This window comes from Paenarthrobacter sp. NPDC089675 (assembly GCF_044749185.1).
Lineage (GTDB): Bacteria > Actinomycetota > Actinomycetes > Actinomycetales > Micrococcaceae > Arthrobacter.
The window spans coordinates 37,525-57,520 of sequence record NZ_JBIVHM010000005.1; the positions used below are offsets into that span (position 1 = coordinate 37,525).

Genomic DNA, 19,996 nt, shown 5'->3' on the forward strand with positions numbered 1-19,996 from the left:
CCTATCAAGGAGAAACGATGCTTCGTAGATTAGCCCTGACCACATTCGCAGCGACGCTGCTCTTCGGCTCGTTGCTGTCCACCGGAGCCGCCAATGCCGCAGCACCGGCCGCAGGTTCCGTGGCCGGCACTGTTTCGGCCACAACTTCCACCCCGTCGCCGGCTTCAAGCAACCCCTCCGGCCCGTCAACGCAGACGCCAACCAACCCGGCGCCGTCACAAGGCTCCTCGCAGACCGCCAACCCGGCCAGCAGCGGCCCAGCCAACCCCGGTACCGGAGAATCCGATCCGCAGGAAGCGAACCGCACCAACGTCATTCCGTGGATCCTGGGGATCGTTGCAGTACTGCTCATCGCCGGCCTCATCCTATGGGCCGTCCGTGGCCGTGGCCGCAACAAGGAGCTGAGGGACGAGCAGCTCTAGCTTTCCAGGCCCGAGGCGAGCCGACCAATAGCACTGCCTTCCAGGTGCTCCAGCAGGTGTCGCGGATTGTCGTAGACCTCCGCGGCGCCTGCTTCGCGCAACTCGCCTTCGCTGATTCCGCCGCACGTCAGCGCAATGGCCGGGACGCCGATGCTGGAAGCCGCCTTGACGTCCCAGACCGCGTCACCCACAAAGACAACGTCCTCCGGCTTGAGCTCCAGCTTCTCAATACATGCCAGCAGGATGTCCGGGGCGGGCTTGCTCTCCTCGGCGTCATTTGAGCTCGTCCACGCATCGATCGAAGATCCGGCATCGAGCAGGCGGCGGCTGACCTCAAGGTCACGCTCCTGGGCAGAGGATGCCAGGCCAACGGCCAACCCTGCGTCGGAACAAGCCGCCAGGAGATCCCGCGCTGCGTCAAACGTGCGGAGCGACGGCCAGAACGTCGAGAAAACCGCACCGTGCGCTGATTTCAGGCCTTCCTGCAACTCCTCAGTGCAGTCGGGAACCAACTGCTGGATGAGCTTGTCCCCACCCATGCCCACGCACCGGTGGATGTCGGAAATCTGGACATCCATGTCCTCGCGCCGGAACGCCTGCCACCAGGCGAAAGCGTGGAAGTAGCTGGAGTCGATCAGGGTGCCGTCGACGTCGAAGAGCACCCCCCGCTTTTTTGACCCGGCCACCGTCAGCACACCTCGGAGCAGGAGGAGGCAGTGCCGGCGAGCGCACGGTCCATCATGAACTCTTCCGATTCCAGCAGCGCGTATCGGTCTGCCGAACCTTGGCGAAGCAGCCCGGTGCCCGCAACTTCCCGCAACGACTCAACCGCTTGCACGGCCTCATTAACCGTGGAATAGCGCCTGGAGAGCCCCATCAACACATCTTCGCCATCCACCATCAGCACGCGGTAGCCCCCATCGGGCGCATCAACCAGTTCCAAATGTCCAGCCATCCCAACCTCCTCGTACTCGACGACACATGCTTACTAAGATTACTTAGTATATCGCGATGCAGTGCGGTCGAAGACCGCCCCAACTGGGAAGACTTATTGCGTAACGCCGGAAATAGGCGCCTGCAACTTCTTGTTGGCGTGGATATGACAACAATCGGAATCATCGGAGCAGGACACATTGGCAGCCAGGTTGCACGCAAGGCCGTGGAGCTGGGCTATGACGTCGTGATCAGCAATTCACGGGGTCCCGAGACCCTTGACGGGCTGGTAGCGGAACTGGGGCCACGCGCCCGTGCCTCGACGGCAGCCGCGGCGGCAGCGGAAGGCGATTTCGCCGTCGTAACCGTTCCCCTCAAGAACTACCAGGACATCCCGGCAGAGCCACTCGAGGGAAAGGTCGTCATCGACACCAACAACTACTACTGGGAGCGCGACGGCCGCATCCCGGAGCTCGACAACGGTGAAGCCACCACCTCGGGCCTCCTCCAGAAGCACCTCCCCACCTCCAAGGTGGCCAAGGGCTTCAACCACATCTTCGCGAAGGACATCACCGCGGACGGCACCCCCGCCGGAACCGTCAACCGACGGGCACTGGCCACCGCGAGCGACTTCCCGGAGGCCGCGGAACTCGTCACGAGGCTCTACGACGAATTCGGCTTCGATACCGTCAACATCGGCCCGCTTGAGGAGAGCTGGCGCGTCGAGCGCGACCGCCCCGCCTACGTGGTCCGGCAGAACGCCGTCGAGCTCCGCGAAAACCTCGCCAAGGCGACGCGTACCATCTGAGAAACAGCGCACGACGGCGGGCAGGCGGCTTACGCTTGCCCGCCGTCCCCGTGAGCCGAGGCCAAGCATTGCTTATTTCACGGAGCTGTTTGGCTAAGTAACGCCATCTGATGGCTAGTCTCTCCGCATGGAAAACACACACTTCGACGTCGTCATTGTTGGCGGCGGACACAACGGATTAACGGCGGCCGCGTACTTGGCCAAAGCAGGCAAGAGCGTTGCCGTCCTGGAACGCGATGACCACTTTGGCGGGGCCGCGATCTCAGCCGCCGCCTTCAAGGGAGTGGATGCCCGCCTCTCGCGGTACTCCTACCTGGTCAGCCTGCTCCCGGAGCGGATCATCACCGAGCTTGGACTGGACATCAGGCTGGCCCGGCGACGCTACTCCTCCTACACCCCCAACCCCGAGGGCACGGAAGCGGGCCTGCTTGTGGACGGCGGCGACCCGGACGCAAGCCGCAGTTCGTTCGTCCGGGTCGGCGCGGGGCCGGATTTCGAGGCTATGGAGGGCCTCTACGCCGATACCGAAAAACTGGCACGGGCATTCTTCCCCACCATGTGCGGCCCCCTCCCCACGCGTTCCGAAGCCCGGGCGCTCCTGGGTGATGAGCAGTTATGGGAAGACTTCATCGAGAACCCCCTGGGCAAGGCCGTCACTGAGCGCCTTGACCACCCCCTGGTTCAAGGCCTCGTGGCAACCGATGCCCTGATCGGTACCTTCACGTCCTTGGATGATCCCTCGCTCGACGCCAACCGGTGCTTCCTCTACCACGTGATCGGAAACGAAACCGGCCACTGGGACATCCCGCTTGGCGGCATGGGCTCGGTTTCCCGCGAACTGGAACGGGCCGCACGGGAGGCCGGCGCGCTGCTGCTGTCCGGGGCGGAAGTCACAGCGATCGACGACGACGGCACCGTCCGGTTCCAGCATGGCGGAACCACGCAGTCGTTCAACGGCGAACGCGTGCTGGCCAACGTCTCGCCCTGGGTCCTCCAGCAGCTGTTGGGCGCTCCGATCGCCGGAGCGGGGGAACGCCCGGAGGGAGCGCAGATCAAGGTCAACCTGCTCCTGAAGCGGCTGCCCAAACTTCGGGACACCTCGGTGGCACCGGAAGCTGCGTTCGGCGGCACCTTCCATATCAACGAAAGCTACCCCCAACTCCAGTCGGCCTACGAGGCGGCGGATAGTGGCCGCCTCCCCTCCCCGCTCCCCTGCGAGATCTACTGCCACTCGCTGACCGATCCAAGCATTCTCTCCGCGGAACTCAGGGCATCCGGAGCGCAGACGCTCACAGTCTTTGGCCTCCACACACCGCACCGGCTGGTCACCGAAGCGAACAACGACCAGCTGCGCGCTGAGCTCCAGGCCGCCGTCCTCGCATCGCTCAACTCGGTCCTGGCGGAGCCCATCGAGGACCTCTTGCTCACCGACGCCGACGGGAATCCCTGCATCGAGGCCAAGACCACCCTGGACCTGGAGCGCGCCATCAACATGACCGGCGGGAACATTTTCCACGCCAAGCTGCAGTGGCCGTTCCTCGAGGACGATGAACCCCGGAACACTGCCGCCGAACGGTGGGGCGTTGCCACTGGCCACCCCAGGATCTTCCTCTGCGGCGCCGGCGCCCGACGCGGCGGCGGGGTCAGCGGGCTCGGTGGACACAACGCAGCAATGGCCGTCCTTGAGGAGCTCGGAAACCCACCCAGCGGTTTGTGACACGAATCGGCGCAGACGCACACAGTATCGGTGGCTGCCTTCCTGAAACCATGCGCGTGGTCCCCCCGGGAAGGCAGCCGCTCCAAGCAAAGCGCCTATTCCGAGGAGTCTTCCTTGTCCACCAAGATTTCCAAGTGGCCCGCCGGCACGCCCATGTGGATCGATCTTTCCGTTGACGACGTGGAGGAGGCGCTGGCCTTTTACACAAACCTCTTCGGGTGGAGTTATCTCACGGACGACGAGGAGGCCAGCGGATACCTCCTGGCCCAACTCGGCGGCCATGCCGTGGCCGGCATCGGACCCAAGCAGGATCCAGGGATGCCGCCTGTCTGGACGACGTATTTCGCGTCGGATGACGCGGACGAATCTGCCCGGCTGGTCAAGGCCGCCGGGGGACAACTGCAGGCACCACCGTTTGATGTCATGGACTCCGGCCGGATGGCCATCGCCGTGGATACGGTGGGAGCAACGTTCGGCATCTGGCAGGCGGGAAACCACATCGGCGCCGAACGCGTCAACGAGCACGGCTCGCTCTGCTGGAACGAACTCCACACCAGGGACGCGGCGAAGGCCAAGGCGTTCTACTCCGAGGTGTTTGGCTATGCGTACAACGACCTCCACGCGGATCCCATGGCCTACTCAACGTGCCTGCGCTTCCCCGACGGGCGGGAAGTGGCCGGATTGCAGCACGATCCCCTTCTTCCCGAAGGGATGCCGGACTACTGGCTGACCTGGTTTACCAGCGACGACGTTGCAGGCACAGCCCTGGACGCACAGCATCTCGGCGCAAGCCTGATCATGCCTGTTACGGACACTCCCTTTGGACGGATGACGATCGTCCAAGGCCTCCAAGGCGAGGTGTTCGGCGTCATCGCAGTGGCCCCCGCGGACGACTGAGAAATCGGCCCGGCGGCCGCCTCAGGCAACTGCCGGGTCCATCGCTCCCGCGATGACCTCGTGCGCGTACGCGGCAGCAAGGGGTGCGGCCAGCCGGTGAACGGCCTGGAAGGTCCTGCGCACAGCCGGACCGTGCCAATCGGCGGGCAGGTAATCCGCGGGCAGGTTCGGGTCGCGGTAGGGAAACCTGCGCCACATCGTCAGCATCGGGATGTAGTAGCGGAAGGCGTCCCGGCGCAGTTCGTCCGACGGTTCGGCGCCTTCAGCGTGCTCGCCGAGGCGTCGCGTCCATTGTTCCTCCGCGCCGCCGTACAGCTCCAGGAATTCAGTGAACTGCTGGTCCAGTTCCTTCAAGTCCCACCACTCGGAGATCTTGGGCCGCATCGGTCCGTCAAAAACGTAGTCACTGCGGAACAGGTCCACGAACTCGATCAGCCCGCCCGCGGTAAGCCGGTCCCGCGCTTGCTCCAGCTTGTGCGCCGGCGCGATCCACACCCCCGAGGCCACCGAACCGAATCCAAGCCCGGACAGCGCCGACCTCAGCTGGTGCCGGCGGTTGCGCATCGATTCCGGGACGGAGAAGACGGCCAAAACCCACGTGTCCACAGGCTCGGGATGCTCGGGGGCGAAGATGCGGCGGTCGCCTTCACGGAAAACGTCGCTGATCGATTCCGAGATCTTGTACTTGGCGATCCCGTCCTCACGCACGCTCTTCAACACGCCCTTGGCCTTCAACCGGGACACGGACGACCGCACGCCCGGAGCGTCATAACCCAGGGTTCCCAGCATGGAAATCAGCGCCGACACCGGCAAAGCGTCGCCCGCGTTACGGCCATAGAGGCCGAAGATGGTGACAAGCAGCTGCTGGTGGCGCACCGGGGGTGCCGGGACGGCGAACATCTAAAGTCCTCATTTCCGCGCCCGGGTCAGGCGCCAGTCATGTTCATCATAGGTGCGGGGGCTGTCCCCTTCCCTGAAGATCACGACGGCGGATGGTCGCCTGGGTGGCGGCCCGCTCCCTGCTACCCGGCGCTTTACCCGACCGACTGCGCTTCGGCCTGCGAGTGCAACGTCCAGGAGGACCAGTCGAGGGGGTGCACGGACGGCCGGCCCAAAAGGTAGCCCTGCGCCGCTGAGACGTTCAAGGCCGTGGCCTCACGCAGTTCGGCGGCGGTTTCGATGCCCTGCGCCACCACTGACGCGCCGAGTTCACGTGCAAGTTCAACAACCGAGCGGGCACGGATGCGCTGTCCCTCGGAACTATCGATCCCTTCGATCAGGTGGCGGTCCAACTTGATGATGTCCGGACCGAGCTCCTCGATCTTGTCCATGGAGACGTAGCCGGCACCCGAGGCGCTCACTGCCAGCCGCATGCCGCGCCGGCGCAGGGGTCCCAGGCCGCTTTCGTCGCCGACCCCTTCGGCGGGCGCCAGGCTGCCGGTAAGCTCGATGACAATCCTCGAGGGCTGAAGGTGCGCCTCCTCCAGCAACGCCCGCACGCGGGGATCCCGCGACGTTGCCGGGGTCAGGTTGAAGGCAACAAACATGTCCTCCGGCATTTCCTCGGCGGCGGCCAGGGAGCAGTGCAGTGCCGCTATCTCCAGTTCCGTGCCGAGGCCGGCATCGGAGGCTTCGCGGAACCAGACATCCGCGGCCGCGCCGTCCTGCTCCACAAAGCGGATCAAAGCCTCGACGCCGATCACGTCGCCACCGGGCAGCTCATGGATGGGCTGGAAGGCGGTCAGGAGCAACTTGTCACGAAGGACGGCCTGGATGCGTTTGCGGACCTCGCTGTTAACCGGAACGGTCACCGTTTGAGGGGCTTCCACCGACTCCCGGTTGAGGCTCATCGATTCCTGGTGGCCGGCCGACTCGTCCGGAACCACCCTTCCCTCGCGCGTGTCGATCAGGTGCTCAAGCAGCGCGCCCTTGGGATCACCCGGGTGCGCCGCCAGGAGTTCCTGGAGGTGGCCGCGGGCGAATTCACTCCGGGGATCAGCATCGCTGAGGATGTCTTTGATGATCTCCAGCGCCTGTTGCTTCACGCGGGCATCGTTAACAGGTGAGGGCGGTGGAGCCTGGTCCCCAACACGTGCTGAGGGTTCCGTGGCGCCACCGAAGGGAAAAGAGAGCCCACTTCTAGACATCGACTGTTCCTTCAATGTGAACTTGTGCCGGCTGCGCCCAGTACACAGTCGGCTCGCTTCGATCGGGCTGCCCTGCCAGGACTGCCCGGAAAGAAGCAGCCCAGTCGAGCATCAGCGCAACCAGGCTTGTGACGAATCTTACAAGAGAAAGCGCCACAATTGGACCAAGCAGTTGCACCGCAGTCACCAACGGGACAGCCGCCCACCAACGCTCTCTCACGTCCCACCCCCTTTTCGCGGATGCTCGCTCACATCCCACCCCCTTTTCGCGGACGCTCTCTCACATCCCACCGGTCGACCATCGGGGAGTGAGAGAGCATCCGGCGTCCGCGGGGTTTTAGTGAGAGAGCATCCGGCTTCCGCCGGGTTTTAGTGAGAGAGCGTCAGGCGGGGGACGAAGTGCTCCGGCCAAGGTTGTGCCCCAAGGGACCCCGGCGGGACGTGCGCTGTGGTGACCGTACCGTAGGCTGCCACGACGGCGGCTGCCGGGCTCCCGCCGTCGGAGGCTCCGGCGTCGTGCGCTGTTGCCTCCAGCGCGTGACCCAGCACCTCGAAAGCCAAGGTGAGCGACGTCCGGCCGAGTCTCTCCACCTTCACCGAAGCCGTGACACGCTGCCCGAACCACAGCTTGGCCTTGTAGTTGATCACTTGCTTCACCCGTGGCGCGCTCGGGAAGTAGTCGGGCAACTCGAGAGCGCGGAACAGTTCAGCCTCCGCCGCCTCCACCCAGCGCAGGATGGCCGAGTTGTGCTGGTGCCCGGAGGCGTCCGTGTCCACCCACTCAACGGTTCGTTCGACGCACGCCTCCGGAAACATGGCTCTCCTATCGCGCGCCGACTGCGGCGTCGTCCGGATCAACGTCGACGGCGGGCGCCGTCGCCTCGGGCTGCGGCTTCGGAATAAGCGCGACGGCGGCAGCGGCCAGGACCGCGATACCGGCGAAGATCCCGAAGTTGGCCTCGAACGGGAGCTTGGACCCTGCGATCCAACCCCCGATCAAGGGACCGGAGATCGCACCGAGCCGGGCGAAGCTGAGCGCCCAGCCGGTGGCCGTGCCGCGCACCTTCGCCGGGTAGTAGTCGGCGATGTAGCCCGTAAGGACCAACGACGTCGAGATGGATCCGACGCCGGCGAAGGCCACGAACAACAGGTTGACCACCATCGTGTTCGGGAAGACCAGGAGCATGATGCCCAGGCCGCCCAGGATGTAGAAGACCACCAGGATCAGCTTCTTGCCGTACTTGTCGGCAGCGCGGCCGAGGAGCAGGCCGCCGATGGCCGAGGCGAGGCTGAAGACCAGCAAGAAGGTGAGGGAAGAACCGAGGTCGTACCCGGCCTTCTTCATGATGCTCGGCAGCCAGGTGTTCAGGCCGTAAACCAGGAGCAGGCCGCAGAACAGCGAAATCCAGAAGAACACCGTGGAACGTAGGTACTGCAGGGAGAACATGGTGGTGATGGTCTTCCACCACGGATCCACCGGGCCACCGGCCGCAGGCTTCGCAACCACCACCGGCCGGTAATCCGTGATTCCCAGCTTTGCCGCGAGCGACTTGGCTTCTGAACCTCGACCCTTGGACTCCAAGTACTCCAGCGATTCGGGCAGGAACTTCCAGATCACGGGCAGCAACACCACGGGAGCCGCGCCGATTGCGATCACGGCGCGCCAACCACCCAGTGGGAGGACGAACAGCGCAGCGAGCGCAGCAGCCACGATCCCCAGGGAGTAACCGGAATACATGAGCCCGTAGTTATACGAACGCTTGTTCGGGGCGGAGTACTCGATGGTCAGGGCCGCAGCCACCGGAATCACACCACCCATCCCGAGGCCACCAATCAGGCGGAAGATGCCGAAGAGCTCCGGAGTCGGAGCCCAGGCAGCGCCTGCCTGGGTGATGGTGAAGATGATCATCGATGCGAGCAGCATCCTCTTTCGGCCCACGAGGTCGCTCAGGGTCCCGATGAACAGGGCCCCTATAAGCATGCCGATCAGGGCATATGACCCCAAACCGCCCAGTGCGAGGGGCGAGAGATTCCATTCTTTGTACTCGGCGAGTGCTGGGAGGACTGCTCCCAGCACGCCGACGTCGTAACCTTCGGCGAGGATCGCCAGCCAGCAGCAGAGGAGGACTACCCCGGTGGTGCGCTTGGGCACGTTCCAGGTGTTCAGGGGTGCGGCGGCCATGGCTACTTCACCAGGACCGATGCTGAACGGGCTGATGCAGCCGTTGCGGCCGGCGTCCAGCGGAGGTGGTTGGTGGCTTCATCGGTTTCCGGTTCCTTCAGGAGGGACAAACGCGGGCGGATGGCATCGGTTCGTGAGCTCGGCGGCTTCCGGCGGCCGGCTCGGAACTGGGGAATCCAGTCTGCACCGGGGCCTTGGTACTCCTGCTCGGCTGCTGCGTGCAGGGTCCACTGGGGATCGTACAGGTGGGTGCGGCCCAAAGCGATCAGGTCGGCCCGCCCGGCGAGCAGGATCGAGTTCACGTCGTCGTAGCTGGAGATGGCGCCGACGGCGATCACTGCCACGCCTGCCGGAGCGGCAACTTCCTGCCGGATGCGGTCAGCAAACGGGGTCTGGTAGCTGCGTCCGAACGCGGGCTTCTCTTCCTTGGCAACCTGGCCGGTGGAGATGTCCAGGCCGGCGGCACCGTGCTCAACAAAAGCCTTGGCGATGGCGACCGAATCATCCGAGGTGTTGCCGCCGTCGATCCAGTCTGTTGCGGAGATGCGTACCGTCACCGGCTTGCTGGCCGGCCAGGCCGCGCGGACGGCGTCGAACACTTCCAACGGGAACCGCAGCCGGTTCCCCAGGCTGCCACCGTATTCGTCCGTCCGCTGATTGGAAACCGGCGACAGGAAAGACGACAGCAGGTAGCCGTGGGCGGCGTGGATCTCGAGGAGGTCGAAGCCCGCTTCATCGGCGCGCTTTGTGGCGGCGACAAACTCGGCCTTGATGGCGTCCATGCCCGCGCGGTCCAGCTCCACCGGGGTCTGGTTTTCGGCGCTGTACGGCAGGGCAGAAGGTCCTACGGCGGTCCAGTTGCCGGAGTCGAGGGGCTGGTCGATGCCTTCCCACATGAGCTTGGTAGAGCCCTTGCGGCCGGAGTGACCCAGCTGTGCACCGATCTTGGCGCTGGAACGGGCGTGGACGAAATCGACGATTTCCTTCCAGCTGTCCCGCTGCTCGTCCGTGTAGAGGCCGCTGCAACCGGGGGTGATGCGGCCGGTTTCGGAGACACACACCATTTCGGTCATCACCAGTCCGGCGCCGCCGAGGGCCTTGGAGCCCAAGTGGACCTTGTGGAAGTCGCCGGGGATGCCGTCCGTTGCGGAGTACATGTCCATGGGCGAGACGATGATGCGGTTCTTCAGCTCGAGTTCGCCGATGCTGAAGGGCTGGAACATCGCCGGCGCAACCTCGCTGAGGCCCTGCGATTCCGCGAAGTTGCGGTCCACGGCGTCCGCGAATTCAGGGTCCCGCAGGCGCAGGTTCTCCTGGGTGATGCGGCGGCTGCGGGTGAGCAGGTTGAACGCGAACTGCGTGGGGTCCTGGTCCTTGTACTGGCCGATACGCTCAAACCACTCCAGGGAAGCCTGGGCCGCCCGTTGCGTGGACGCGACCACGGGACGGCGCTCGGTTTCGTAGGCTTCCAGGGCGTCCTGCAGATCGGCGTGCTCGTGCAGGCAGGCGGCCAATGCCAGGGAGTCTTCCATGGCCAGCTTGGTCCCGGAGCCGATGGAGAAGTGGGCGGTGTGGGCGGCGTCGCCCAGCAGGACCACGTTGCCCTTGCGCCAGCTCTGGTTGCGGACCGTGGTGAAGTTGATCCACTTGGAGTTGTTGGTGAGGACCTCGTAGCCGTCCAGTTCCTCGGCGAAGATCTCGCGGATCTTGGCGATGGACTTCTCGTCGGAGACGCCCGGAGGAAAGACTTCATTGGCGGTCTCGTCGAAGCCCGCGGCGTGCCAGACGTCCTGGTGCATTTCCACAATGAACGTCGAACCCTCATCCGAGTACGGGTAGCCGTGGATCTGCATGACACCCCAGTCGGTTTCCTTGACGAAGAACTTGAAGGCCTCGAAAACCTGGTCCGTTCCGAGCCACATGAACTTGTTGGTGCGGGGATCCAGGCTGGGCTTGAAGGAGTCGGCGTATTTTGCGCGGATCTGGGAGTTGATGCCGTCTGCCGCAAGCACCAGGTCGTAGTTGGCTTCCAGCTCCTCGATGGCGGGGGCCAGCGTGCTGAACCGGACGTCAACGTTCAGTTCGATGCAGCGGCGCTGCAGCAGTTCCAGCAGCTCCTTGCGGCTCATGGCAGCGAAGCCTTGGCCGCCCACGGTGATGGTTTCGCCGCGGAAGTGGATGTCGATATCGGACCAACGCGCGAAACGGCGGCTCATGTACTCGGCCACCACCGGGTCCGCGTTGCCGATGCCGCCGAGGGTCTCATCGGAAAACACGACGCCGAAACCGAAGGTATCGCTGGCAGCGTTGCGTTCCCAGAGGGTGATGTCGTGGGACGGATCCAGCTGCTTCATCAGTGCTGCGAAGTACAGGCCGCCCGGGCCGCCTCCGACGATTGCGATCTTCATGGTGATGCTCCTTCTACGCCTGGCTCTGGCCTGCGGCGGTAAGTTCGTTGGTGCTGGGGATGTCCTCTGCCAGGACGCGGTCGCGCAGTTTGAAGTGCTGCAGTTTGCCGCTGGGATTGCGCGGAAGTTCGGTGACGAAGCGGACATCGCGGGGGTACTTGTAAGGGGCGATGGTTTGCTTCACGAAGTCCTGGATTTCCTTGCGTTTGGCAGCGTCGCCGGTGACGCCCTCACGCAGGACCACGAAGGCGCACACAATGCTGCCGCGCTCCTCGTCCGGGATGCCGATGACCGCGTTCTCCACCACGTCCGGGTGCTGGTCGATGGCCGCCTCAACCTCGGGGCCACCGATGTTGTACCCGGAGGAGACGATCATGTTGTCCGAGCGGGCCTGGTACGTGAAGTAGCCGTCCTCGTCCATGGAGAACGTGTCCCCCGTGACGTTCCAGCCGTTCACTACATAGTTGAGTTGCCGGGGATCGTCCAGGTACCGGCAGCCGGTGGGGCCTATGATCGCGAGTCGCCCGGTCTGTCCGGGGCCAAGCTCCTGGCCTTCTTGGTCCAGGATGGTGGCCCGGTAGCCCGGCACGGCCTTTCCCGTGGTCCCGGGACGGATGTCGTCCCCGGCGGCGGAAATGAACACGTGCAGCATTTCCGTGGCGCCGATGCCGTTGACCAACCGCTGGCCGGTGGCTTCGTGGACCGCTTCCCAGGTTTCCTTGGACAGGTGCTCTCCTGCCGAAACTGCCACCCGGAGGCCGTTGAGCAGGTCCCCGCGCTTCTCCTTCAGGATCGCTCGGTACGCGGTGGGCGCAGTGAAGAGCACCGTGGCTCCGGCTTCCGCTGCCCGCTCAGCCAATTCCACCGGACCGGCCTTCTCCGCCAGCAACGCAGATGCACCGAACCTCAACGGGAAGACCACCAGTCCGCCAAGGCCGAAGGTGAAGGCCAGCGGAGGAGAACCCGCGAAAACATCATCAGCGGTGGGCTCAAGGATGTACCGAGCGAACGTGTCCGCGTTGGCCAGGATGTCCCGGTGAAAATGCATGGTCACCTTCGGCACGCCCGTGGTTCCGGATGTGGGTCCCAGCAGGGCAACATCGTCCGAGGACGTGTCCACTGCCGTGAACTCCCCGGTCTTGCCCTGGCAGCGGGCGGTGAGGTCGCCGTCGTCGTTCTTTCCGTAAGTCAGGACTGTCACGTCCGCACCGGCCGCGACTGCGAGCTCGTCCACGAAGCGGTGGTCCGAGATCGCGACCACGGGCTTGGTGAGCTGGATGATCGTGGCGACTTCGGTGGACCGCAGCATGGGCATGGTGGTGACCACCACTGCGCCGGCTTTCAGGACACCGAGCCACGCTGCGACGATCCACGGGTTATTGGGGCCGCGGAGCAGCACGCGGTTGCCGGGAACCACGCCGAGGTCCTCGGTGAGTACTTGGGCCACCTGGTTGGAGCGGGTTTGGAGCTCGCCGTACGTCCAGACAACGCCGTCTGGAGTGCGGAGGGCGGGGCGGTCGACGCCATGCCGGGCGACAGCGTCGTCGATCAGCACGGTGGCGGCGTTCAGCCGGTCCGGGTAGTTCAGTTCGGGGAGGGTGAATTCGAACGCCGGCCAGGTATCGGCGGACGGCAAGTGGTCACGGGTGAACGTGTCCACATGGGCCGATGGCAACATGCTCATGGCCGTTCCTTTCAGTGGTGCGTCGTTGGGGCTGGGGATGTCTTGCGGCGACAGCCGTTCAGGCGCGGATCATGCCCTCTTGGGCGACGGTCGCGAGGAGTCGTCCCTGGCGGTCGAAGAAGCGGCCCATGGCGAGGCCGCGGTTGCTTTGGCCGGAGATGGCGTCCTGGGCGTACAGCACCCAGTCGTCCACGCGACCGTCGCGGTGGAACCACATGGAGTGGTCCAGGCTGGCGGTGGCGAGTCCGGGGCTGGACCAGTTGAGGCCGTGGACCCGAAGCAGCGGTTCGAGGATGGTGTAGTCGCACACGTAAGCCAGGGCGGTGCGTTGGAGGTTGGCGTCATCGGGCAGGGTGTCGAAGGCCTTGACCCAAATTGCCTGCTGCGGGGCTCTCCCGCCTTCGAGTTCGACATATACCGGACCCGGAATATGCCGCATGTCGAAACTACGGCCAGTTGCCCAGTAATCGGCGGCTGGGCCCTCGCTTTCGGACAGGGCCTCGGCTGCGGAACGCAGCGATTCAGGCTCGACGGCGGCTGGCGCTTCGGGCTGGAAGTCCGGCCCGCCCTCGGGAACCTGGAACGAACCCATCGCGACATACACGGGCTTGCCGTTCTGGAACCCCCGGACGGTGCGGGTGGAGTAACCGCGGCCATCCCGCAGGCGCTCCACCTCGTACCGGACCGTTGAACCGATATCCACGGGGCGCATGAAGTAGCTGTGCATCGAGTGGAGCTGCCGGTCGGCATCCACCGAGCGCATCATCGCCGCTGCGGCCTGGGCCACCATGTCTCCACCGTAAGCCTTGGGCCACGGAACGTACTGGGTAGTGGCCTCATAGGCTTCGTCAAAGACCTGCGCCTCGGTCTTTGTCAGTTCAACAGCCCGGAGGAAGGTCTCCGACGTCAGGATTCCCGTGATCATGGCTAGGCCCGGCGGTAGTCGGCGAGGGTCTCGTCCGGAACGTCCTCGAGGTTGACCACGAGGTTCTCCGGGGTGCGGGCCGTGAGCCAGACGAGTTCTTCCGTGACGGACATGTTCGCTTCGACGTGCGGCATGAACGGCGGCACGAACACCCAGTCCCCGGCCTTCATGTCGATGAACTCGCTGTAGTTCTCGCCGAAGTAGATGCGTCCGTGGCCGCGGAGGACGTAGCCGCCCGTTTCTGCTTCGCCGTGGTGGTGCGGGAGCGAACGGTAGCCCGGAGTGTTGGACACCTGGCCGAACCAGATCTTGGTTGCCGGGGTGTGCTGGATGCTGACACCGGAAACGCGGATGCAGTCGCCGGACTGGGCCGTATTCGTGTCCTCGGCGCCGGCACGGGTGACGACGGGGACTACCTTGCCATCGGGCTGGGCGTAGATGGAGTTGTCGCCTTCGAGGCGGTATTCGGTGGTGGCCTGGCTCATGGGGTTTCTCCTTTGTCTTAGACAGTGTTTTTAGGCGAGGGCGTTGGCGTTGGCGTGGATCGCGAACCGGTTTTCCAGCCGGCCGATCCCCCCGATTTCAGTGACCAGGGTGTCGCCGTCCTGCAGGAAACGCGGCGGCGTCATGCCCATGCCCACTCCCCCCGGCGTTCCCGTGAGGACAAGGTCCCCTGGACGCAGGACGGTGAACTGCGAGATGTAGGACAGCAGTTGGGCCGGGCCAAAGACGAGCGTGCGGGTGTTGCCGTTCTGCACGAGCTCGCCGTTGACGTAGCCCTTGACCTGGAAGTGCTCTCCGGCCTCGTCAGCGGTGACCATCACCGGGCCCACCGGAGTGGTGCGGTCCCAGGCCTTGCCCTGGAACCACTGCAGCGTCCGGTTTTGCCAGTCGCGCATGGAGACGTCGTTGGCCACGGTGTACCCGGCGATTGCCTCGCGGGCCTGGTCCTCGTCCGCTTGGTAAAGCTCGGAACCCACGACGACGGCCAGCTCGGCTTCCCAGTCCACGCGCCCGCTGCCGTGGACTTCCACGGGGTCATTGGCGCCGACCAGCGTGTCCGCGTACTTGGCGAACAGTGTGGGGTATTCGGGGAGGTCGCGGCCCATCTCCTGGATGTGATCTCCGTAGTTCAAACCACAGCAGATCACCTTGCCCGCATTGGGGAGGAGGGGTGCGAAGTCTGGGTTGCCCATCTCCTCACCCTCGGCCGCCAGGGCGATGAGTCGCCAATTCTTCCTGCTCAGGAACGCGCCCACATCAGTGGCCGGAAGCGCGACGTACGTACCGTCGCCCGTGGCGAGTGCCGCCGTCGTACGTCCGCCCGAGGTGCGCAGGGTGGCTAGTTTCATCGCTGGGTTCCCTTCGAGATATTCGATGTGTCGACTTTTTTACGATCGTCACATATGCTCAACGTAGCAGGGCGGGAATGATCTGCATAGGGGCTTTTCAAAAGTTTTCGCAACTGCCAGAACCGAGGAGGACCACCATGAGCCACAAGACCATCAACCCGGAATCACTGCCTAAGCCATCCGGATTCGCCCACGGCATGCTCGCCGGAAACACCGTGTTCCTGGGTGGCCAGACTGCGCTGGACAAGGACATGAACATCGTTCCCGGCGGCATCGTGGAGCAGTTCACGCAGGCGTTTTCCAACGTCCTCACCACGCTCCGGGAAGCCGGCGGCCAGCCCGAGGACCTGGTCAACGTGACCATCTACCTCACGGACGTGGACGATTACATGGCCAACGGCCGGGAGATCGGGCGCATCTGGCGCGAAATGGCCGGCTCGCAGTACCCCGCGATGGCGGGCATCGGAGTCACCCGGCTGTGGCAGAAGGAAGCCATGATCGAAATCCAGGGCATCGCGGTGATTCGGGAGCGCTAAGTTACTGCGCACCCGGACGGGCGTGCGGCACCATATCCCTATGGGAACCGTCACTGAATACTTGGACAGCGTTTCAGGGCCGAACCGCCCCGTCCTGGAAAGGATTGTGGAGATTGCCCGGGAACTGGCGCCCGACGCCGAGGAAGGCACCAGCTATGGGATGCCCGCGTTGCTGGTGGACGGCAAGGGCTTAGTGAGCGTCATCGAAACCAAGAAACACCTGGCGCTCTACCCGTTCAGCGGACAGATCCTGCCGGAGATGTCCGAGGAGCTCGGCGGGTATTCGTGGTCGCCGGGGACACTGCGGTTCTCGGCGGACAACCCCGTTCCGGACTCGATGGTCCGGCGGATCCTGGAGACCCGGCTCGCGGCGATCCGAAAGTAGCCCCCTCACCCAGCGGTTCAGTGCTTGGCGGAGACGTCCTGCGAAATCGCGTCCGCGGTGGCGACCACTTCCGCGCGGACCGAATCCAGATAGCCCTCCGGCTGCGCAGCGACCGCCTGGGCCTGCAGTGACACATTGATCGCCGCGACGGTATCGCCGTTGTTGCGGTTGTGGACCGGTGCCGCGATGGACATCAGGCCGAGTTCCAGTTCCTGGTCCAGCAGGCACCAGCCTTGCGTCCGGACACGCTCGACGGCGGCCCTCAAGTCGGGCGCGCTGGCGACGGTTCGCGGGGTGAGGGGCTTGAGTTCGGCGTCCTCCAGATACGCATCCAGCTTGGCCGGTGGCAGGCCTGCCAACAGGACGCGGCCCATCGAGGTGGCGTAGGCGGGGAAGCGGGTGCCCACGGTGATGCCCACGTTCATGATGCGTTTGGTGGCTACCCGGGCAACGTAGAAGATGTCCTGCCCGTCCAAGACTGCGGCCGACGTCGACTCCCCCAGCTTCAGGGACAGCTCCTCAAGGTGCGGCTGGGCCAACTGCGGCAGGGACAGCGCCGATAGGTACGAGTAGCCCAGCTGCAAAACCTTGGCCGTGAGCGCGAAGGTCTTGCCGTCGGTCCGTACGTAGCCGAGCTCCACGAGGGTGTGCAGGAAGCGTCGGGCCGTGGCACGGGTGAGGTCCGTGCGGGCCGCGACTTCGCTGAGGGTCATGACCGGGTTGTTGGCATCGAAGGCCCGGATCACAGCAAGACCCCGCGCCAACGACTGCACGTACTGGTCGCTGGCCTGCGGGGTTGCCGTGGATTCGCTCATGGTTACCAATCGTAGAGTGCGTTGCGGGGCCCGCTCTGCGCGCCAAACCCACGGGTTTCCACGCTCAGCGGGCCCCACAACAAGGGGATCCAAACTTGCGGGGCCTGCTCTGCGCGCCATTTCGTGGAGTTAGCGCGTTCAGCGGGCCCCACAACGCGAGGCCTACTCTGCCTTTTTCAGGGGCAGCGGCACGAGTTCCTGGATTTCTTCGAAGGTGCAGCCGAAGGTTTCGCGGACGGTGACGCCTTCGGGGCCCGTGAGGAATACGGCTTTATCGGTATACACGCGAGTGACGCAGCCGACGCCAGTCAGCGGGTACGTGCACTGTTCCACCAGCTTGGAGGCACCGTCGCGGGTCAGCAGGGTCATCATCACGAAGACGTCCTTCGCGCCGGTGGCCAGGTCCATGGCACCTCCGACGGCGGGGATCGCGTCGGGTGCGCCAGTGTGCCAGTTCGCGAGGTCACCGGTGGCCGAGACCTGGAAGGCGCCGAGGACGCAGATGTCCAGGTGCCCGCCGCGCATGATCGCGAACGAGTCTGCGTGGTGGAAGTAGGAGGCGCCGGGCAGCTCCGTGACGGGAATCTTGCCGGCGTTGATCAGGTCACCGTCAACGGCGTCCCCTTCCGCGGCCGGGCCCATGCCGAGCATCCCGTTCTCCGTGTGGAGGGTGATGTTCTGGTCCTCGGTGAGGTAGTTCGACACCAGCGTCGGCTGCCCGATACCAAGGTTTACGAAGGAGCCGGGGGCGATGTCGCGGGCTACCAGCTGCGCGAGTTCGTCGCGGCCCAGTGGCTTCTCCGAGGTCTGGATGCTTGTTTGCGTGCCCATGCTCAGGCCACCTTTCCTGTTGCGTCGGCAGAACCCACGCGGACCACGCTGTTGACGTAAATCCCCGGCGTCACCACGTTCTCCGGATCCAGCGAACCGGTCGGCACGATCTCCGAGACCTGCACAATGGTGTGTTTTGCCGCGGCGGCCATGATCGGACCGAAGTTCCGCGCGGTCTTGCGGTAGACGAGGTTGCCCTTGCCATCGGCCTTCAGCGCCTTAATCAGGGCGACATCGGCGTGGATCGGAGTCTCAAACACCTGCCACTTCCCGTCAAGGAACCGCGTTTCCTTGCCCTCGGCCAGCGTGGTGCCGAACCCGGTGGGCGTGAAGAACCCGCCAATACCGGCCCCGGCAGCACGGATGCGTTCAGCCAGATTGCCCTGGGGCACGAGCTCCAACTCGATCTCACCAGCGTGGTATTTCGCGTCGAAGTGCCAGGAATCGGACTGGCGTGGGAAGGAACAGATCATCTTCCTGACCCGGCCTTCCTTGATCAGCAACGCCAGGCCCTGGTCACCCTGGCCGGCGTTGTTGTTCACCACGGTCAGGTCCTTCGCGCCACAATCCATCAGCGCATCGATCAGCTCGAACGGCTGCCCGGCATTGCCGAACCCGCCGATCATCACCGTGGAACCGTCCCTGATCCCGGCGACCGCCTCGCCAACAGTGTCAATGAAATTCAACATCGCCCTTAGACTCCTTCCGAAACGCCAGAGGATACGTTTTCCAGCACGACGGCCAGTCCCTGGCCAACGCCGATGCAGATCGCGGCGACACCCCAACGCTGGCCCGACGCCTGCAAGGAACGGGCCAGCGTGCCAAGGATGCGTGTGCCCGAGGCACCGAGCGGGTGGCCCATGGCGATCGCACCGCCGTGACGGTTCACGATCGACGGGTCGATCCCCCACGCATCAATGCACGCCAGCGACTGCGCGGCGAACGCCTCGTTAAGTTCGACGGCGCCAACTTGGTCCCAGCCGATGCCCGCCTTCGCGAGGGCCTTGTTCGCGGCCTCCACCGGGGCGAACCCGAAGAACTGGGGATCGTTGCCGTGCGCGCCACGGCCGGCGATACGGGCCAATGGCTCCAGGCCAAGAATGGAAGAGGCAGCTTCGGAACCGATCCACGCCGCGGAAGCACCATCGGACAACGGCGAGGCGTTCCCGGCGGTGACCGTGCCGCCGTCGGGCCCTGAACCCTCGGGACGGAACACCGTCTTCAACCCCGCCAGTTTCTCTGCTGAGGAGCCCGCGCGGATTCCTTCGTCGCGGACCAGCTCCGTGCCCGGCACCTGCGACACCAAAGAATCGTAGAACCCTTCGTTCCACGCGGCGTCCGCCAGGTTGTGCGAGTCAGCCGCGAACGCATCCTGCCGCTCACGTGTAATCCCGTACTTCTCCCGCAGCCGCTCCGTGGCCTCGCCCAGGGAAATGGTCCAGTCCTTGTTCATCGCCGGGTTCACCAAACGCCAACCCAGCGTCGTCGAAGCCAGGGTCATGTCGCCGGCCGGGTAGGGCTTGGAGGTCTTGGGCAGCACCCACGGCGCACGCGACATCGACTCCGCCCCGCCAACCAACACGACGTCGGCGTCGCCGGCGTTGATCTGCCGCGAAGCGATGATGGCCGCGTCCAGGGACGAGCCACAGAGGCGGTTCACGGTGGTGCCCGGAATCGAGACCGGCAGGCCAGCCAGCAGCGTGGCCATGCGCGCCACGTTGCGGTTTTCCTCGCCAGCGCCGTTCGCGTTGCCGAAGACCACTTCGTCGATCCGCTCGACATCAAGCCCCGGGGCCCGGCGCACAGACTCACGGACCACATGCGCAGCCAAGTCATCAGGACGGACAGCAGCAAGCCCGGAGCCGAACTTGCCAAACGGCGTGCGCACGGCATCGTACACAAAAGCCTGGTTCATAAGATTTCCTTCGTTTCTTGGTACCCAACTGGGGGACAG

21 protein-coding genes are annotated in these 19,996 nt (G+C 64.7%); 6 read left to right on the plus strand and 15 right to left on the minus strand.

Going from position 1 to position 19,996, the window contains the following annotated elements:
* The first annotated feature begins 17 nt into the window (after nt 1-17).
* Complete coding sequence (locus ACIPY2_RS12110; protein ID WP_400266632.1) at nt 18-422, plus strand: hypothetical protein; 405 nt, start codon at nt 18-20, stop codon at nt 420-422.
* Here the strand turns inward: ACIPY2_RS12110 and ACIPY2_RS12115 are convergent.
* Both ACIPY2_RS12115 and ACIPY2_RS12120 read right to left on the minus strand, forming a co-directional pair.
* Nucleotides 419-1,117: an HAD family hydrolase gene (locus ACIPY2_RS12115; RefSeq protein WP_400266633.1), complete on the minus strand. Its 699-nt coding sequence runs from the start codon at nt 1,115-1,117 to the stop codon at nt 419-421. The two genes, ACIPY2_RS12110 and ACIPY2_RS12115, sit on opposite strands and share 4 nt — an antisense overlap.
* Nucleotides 1,111-1,377, minus strand: coding sequence for a hypothetical protein (locus ACIPY2_RS12120; RefSeq protein ID WP_400266634.1), 267 nt, complete (start codon nt 1,375-1,377; stop codon nt 1,111-1,113). Before ACIPY2_RS12120 ends, ACIPY2_RS12115 begins: the two co-directional genes overlap by 7 nt.
* A 144-nt stretch (nt 1,378-1,521) precedes the next feature.
* On the opposite strand from ACIPY2_RS12120, the gene ACIPY2_RS12125 reads away from it, so the two are divergent.
* The 3 genes from ACIPY2_RS12125 (at nt 1,522) to ACIPY2_RS12135 (ending at nt 4,777) form a co-directional block, all read left to right on the plus strand.
* Nucleotides 1,522-2,163 carry an NADPH-dependent F420 reductase gene (locus tag ACIPY2_RS12125; RefSeq protein WP_400266635.1) on the plus strand — a complete coding sequence of 214 codons (642 nt, stop codon included), beginning with the start codon at nt 1,522-1,524 and terminating at the stop codon, nt 2,161-2,163.
* Between the two features lie 127 nt (nt 2,164-2,290).
* On the plus strand, nt 2,291-3,880 hold the full coding sequence (locus ACIPY2_RS12130) for a phytoene desaturase family protein (RefSeq protein ID WP_400266636.1): 1,590 nt from the start codon (nt 2,291-2,293) through the stop codon (nt 3,878-3,880).
* 114 nt (nt 3,881-3,994) lie between these two features.
* A complete protein-coding gene (locus ACIPY2_RS12135; protein WP_400266637.1) occupies nt 3,995-4,777 on the plus strand; it encodes a VOC family protein in 783 nt (260 codons plus the stop codon).
* A 21-nt stretch (nt 4,778-4,798) separates the two neighbouring features.
* On the opposite strand, the gene ACIPY2_RS12140 is transcribed toward ACIPY2_RS12135, so the two are convergent.
* The 9 genes from ACIPY2_RS12140 to ACIPY2_RS12180 all read right to left on the minus strand — a co-directional run bounded on the left by ACIPY2_RS12140 (nt 4,799) and on the right by ACIPY2_RS12180 (nt 15,475).
* Complete coding sequence (locus ACIPY2_RS12140) at nt 4,799-5,677, minus strand: PaaX family transcriptional regulator C-terminal domain-containing protein (RefSeq protein WP_400266638.1); 879 nt, start codon at nt 5,675-5,677, stop codon at nt 4,799-4,801.
* A gap of 134 nt (nt 5,678-5,811) precedes the next feature.
* The gene (locus tag ACIPY2_RS12145; protein ID WP_400266639.1) at nt 5,812-6,822 is read right to left on the minus strand and encodes an EAL domain-containing protein; all 1,011 of its coding nucleotides are present in this window, start codon (nt 6,820-6,822) and stop codon (nt 5,812-5,814) included.
* 471 nt (nt 6,823-7,293) lie between these two features.
* Nucleotides 7,294-7,740, minus strand: a complete 447-nt coding sequence (locus ACIPY2_RS12150) for an acyl-CoA thioesterase (protein ID WP_400266640.1) — start codon at nt 7,738-7,740, stop codon at nt 7,294-7,296.
* Nucleotides 7,741-7,747: 7 nt separating this feature from the next.
* The gene (locus ACIPY2_RS12155; protein WP_400266641.1) at nt 7,748-9,106 is read right to left on the minus strand and encodes an MFS transporter; all 1,359 of its coding nucleotides are present in this window, start codon (nt 9,104-9,106) and stop codon (nt 7,748-7,750) included.
* Between the two features lie 2 nt (nt 9,107-9,108).
* On the minus strand, nt 9,109-11,514 hold the full coding sequence (locus ACIPY2_RS12160) for a bifunctional salicylyl-CoA 5-hydroxylase/oxidoreductase (protein ID WP_400266642.1): 2,406 nt from the start codon (nt 11,512-11,514) through the stop codon (nt 9,109-9,111).
* A 13-nt stretch (nt 11,515-11,527) separates the two neighbouring features.
* Nucleotides 11,528-13,198 (minus strand): AMP-binding protein, encoded by a 1,671-nt coding sequence (locus ACIPY2_RS12165; protein WP_400266643.1) that lies wholly within the window; start codon nt 13,196-13,198, stop codon nt 11,528-11,530.
* A gap of 58 nt (nt 13,199-13,256) precedes the next feature.
* Entirely contained in the window at nt 13,257-14,123 is an 867-nt protein-coding gene (locus ACIPY2_RS12170; protein WP_400266644.1) for an acyl-CoA thioesterase, read from the minus strand.
* A 2-nt stretch (nt 14,124-14,125) separates the two neighbouring features.
* The gene (locus tag ACIPY2_RS12175) at nt 14,126-14,608 is read right to left on the minus strand and encodes a cupin domain-containing protein (protein ID WP_144660639.1); all 483 of its coding nucleotides are present in this window, start codon (nt 14,606-14,608) and stop codon (nt 14,126-14,128) included.
* A gap of 30 nt (nt 14,609-14,638) precedes the next feature.
* Nucleotides 14,639-15,475 (minus strand): fumarylacetoacetate hydrolase family protein, encoded by an 837-nt coding sequence (locus ACIPY2_RS12180; RefSeq protein ID WP_400266645.1) that lies wholly within the window; start codon nt 15,473-15,475, stop codon nt 14,639-14,641.
* 137 nt (nt 15,476-15,612) lie between these two features.
* On the opposite strand from ACIPY2_RS12180, the gene ACIPY2_RS12185 reads away from it, so the two are divergent.
* Together ACIPY2_RS12185 and ACIPY2_RS12190 are read left to right on the plus strand one after the other, a co-directional pair.
* Nucleotides 15,613-16,011: a RidA family protein gene (locus ACIPY2_RS12185; RefSeq protein ID WP_400266646.1), complete on the plus strand. Its 399-nt coding sequence runs from the start codon at nt 15,613-15,615 to the stop codon at nt 16,009-16,011.
* A 40-nt stretch (nt 16,012-16,051) separates the two neighbouring features.
* Nucleotides 16,052-16,396 (plus strand): iron chaperone, encoded by a 345-nt coding sequence (locus tag ACIPY2_RS12190; protein ID WP_400266647.1) that lies wholly within the window; start codon nt 16,052-16,054, stop codon nt 16,394-16,396.
* 17 nt (nt 16,397-16,413) lie between these two features.
* Here ACIPY2_RS12190 and ACIPY2_RS12195 read toward each other — a convergent pair whose 3' ends face one another.
* The 4 genes from ACIPY2_RS12195 to ACIPY2_RS12210 all read right to left on the minus strand — a co-directional run bounded on the left by ACIPY2_RS12195 (nt 16,414) and on the right by ACIPY2_RS12210 (nt 19,957).
* Nucleotides 16,414-17,211, minus strand: a complete 798-nt coding sequence (locus ACIPY2_RS12195; protein ID WP_400266648.1) for an IclR family transcriptional regulator C-terminal domain-containing protein — start codon at nt 17,209-17,211, stop codon at nt 16,414-16,416.
* A gap of 162 nt (nt 17,212-17,373) precedes the next feature.
* On the minus strand, nt 17,374-18,042 hold the full coding sequence (locus ACIPY2_RS12200; protein WP_400266649.1) for a 3-oxoacid CoA-transferase subunit B: 669 nt from the start codon (nt 18,040-18,042) through the stop codon (nt 17,374-17,376).
* Nucleotides 18,043-18,044: 2 nt separating this feature from the next.
* A complete protein-coding gene (locus ACIPY2_RS12205; protein WP_400266650.1) occupies nt 18,045-18,731 on the minus strand; it encodes a 3-oxoacid CoA-transferase subunit A in 687 nt (228 codons plus the stop codon).
* Between the two features lie 5 nt (nt 18,732-18,736).
* A complete protein-coding gene (locus tag ACIPY2_RS12210; protein WP_400266651.1) occupies nt 18,737-19,957 on the minus strand; it encodes a thiolase family protein in 1,221 nt (406 codons plus the stop codon).
* Nucleotides 19,958-19,996 lie beyond the last annotated feature (39 nt).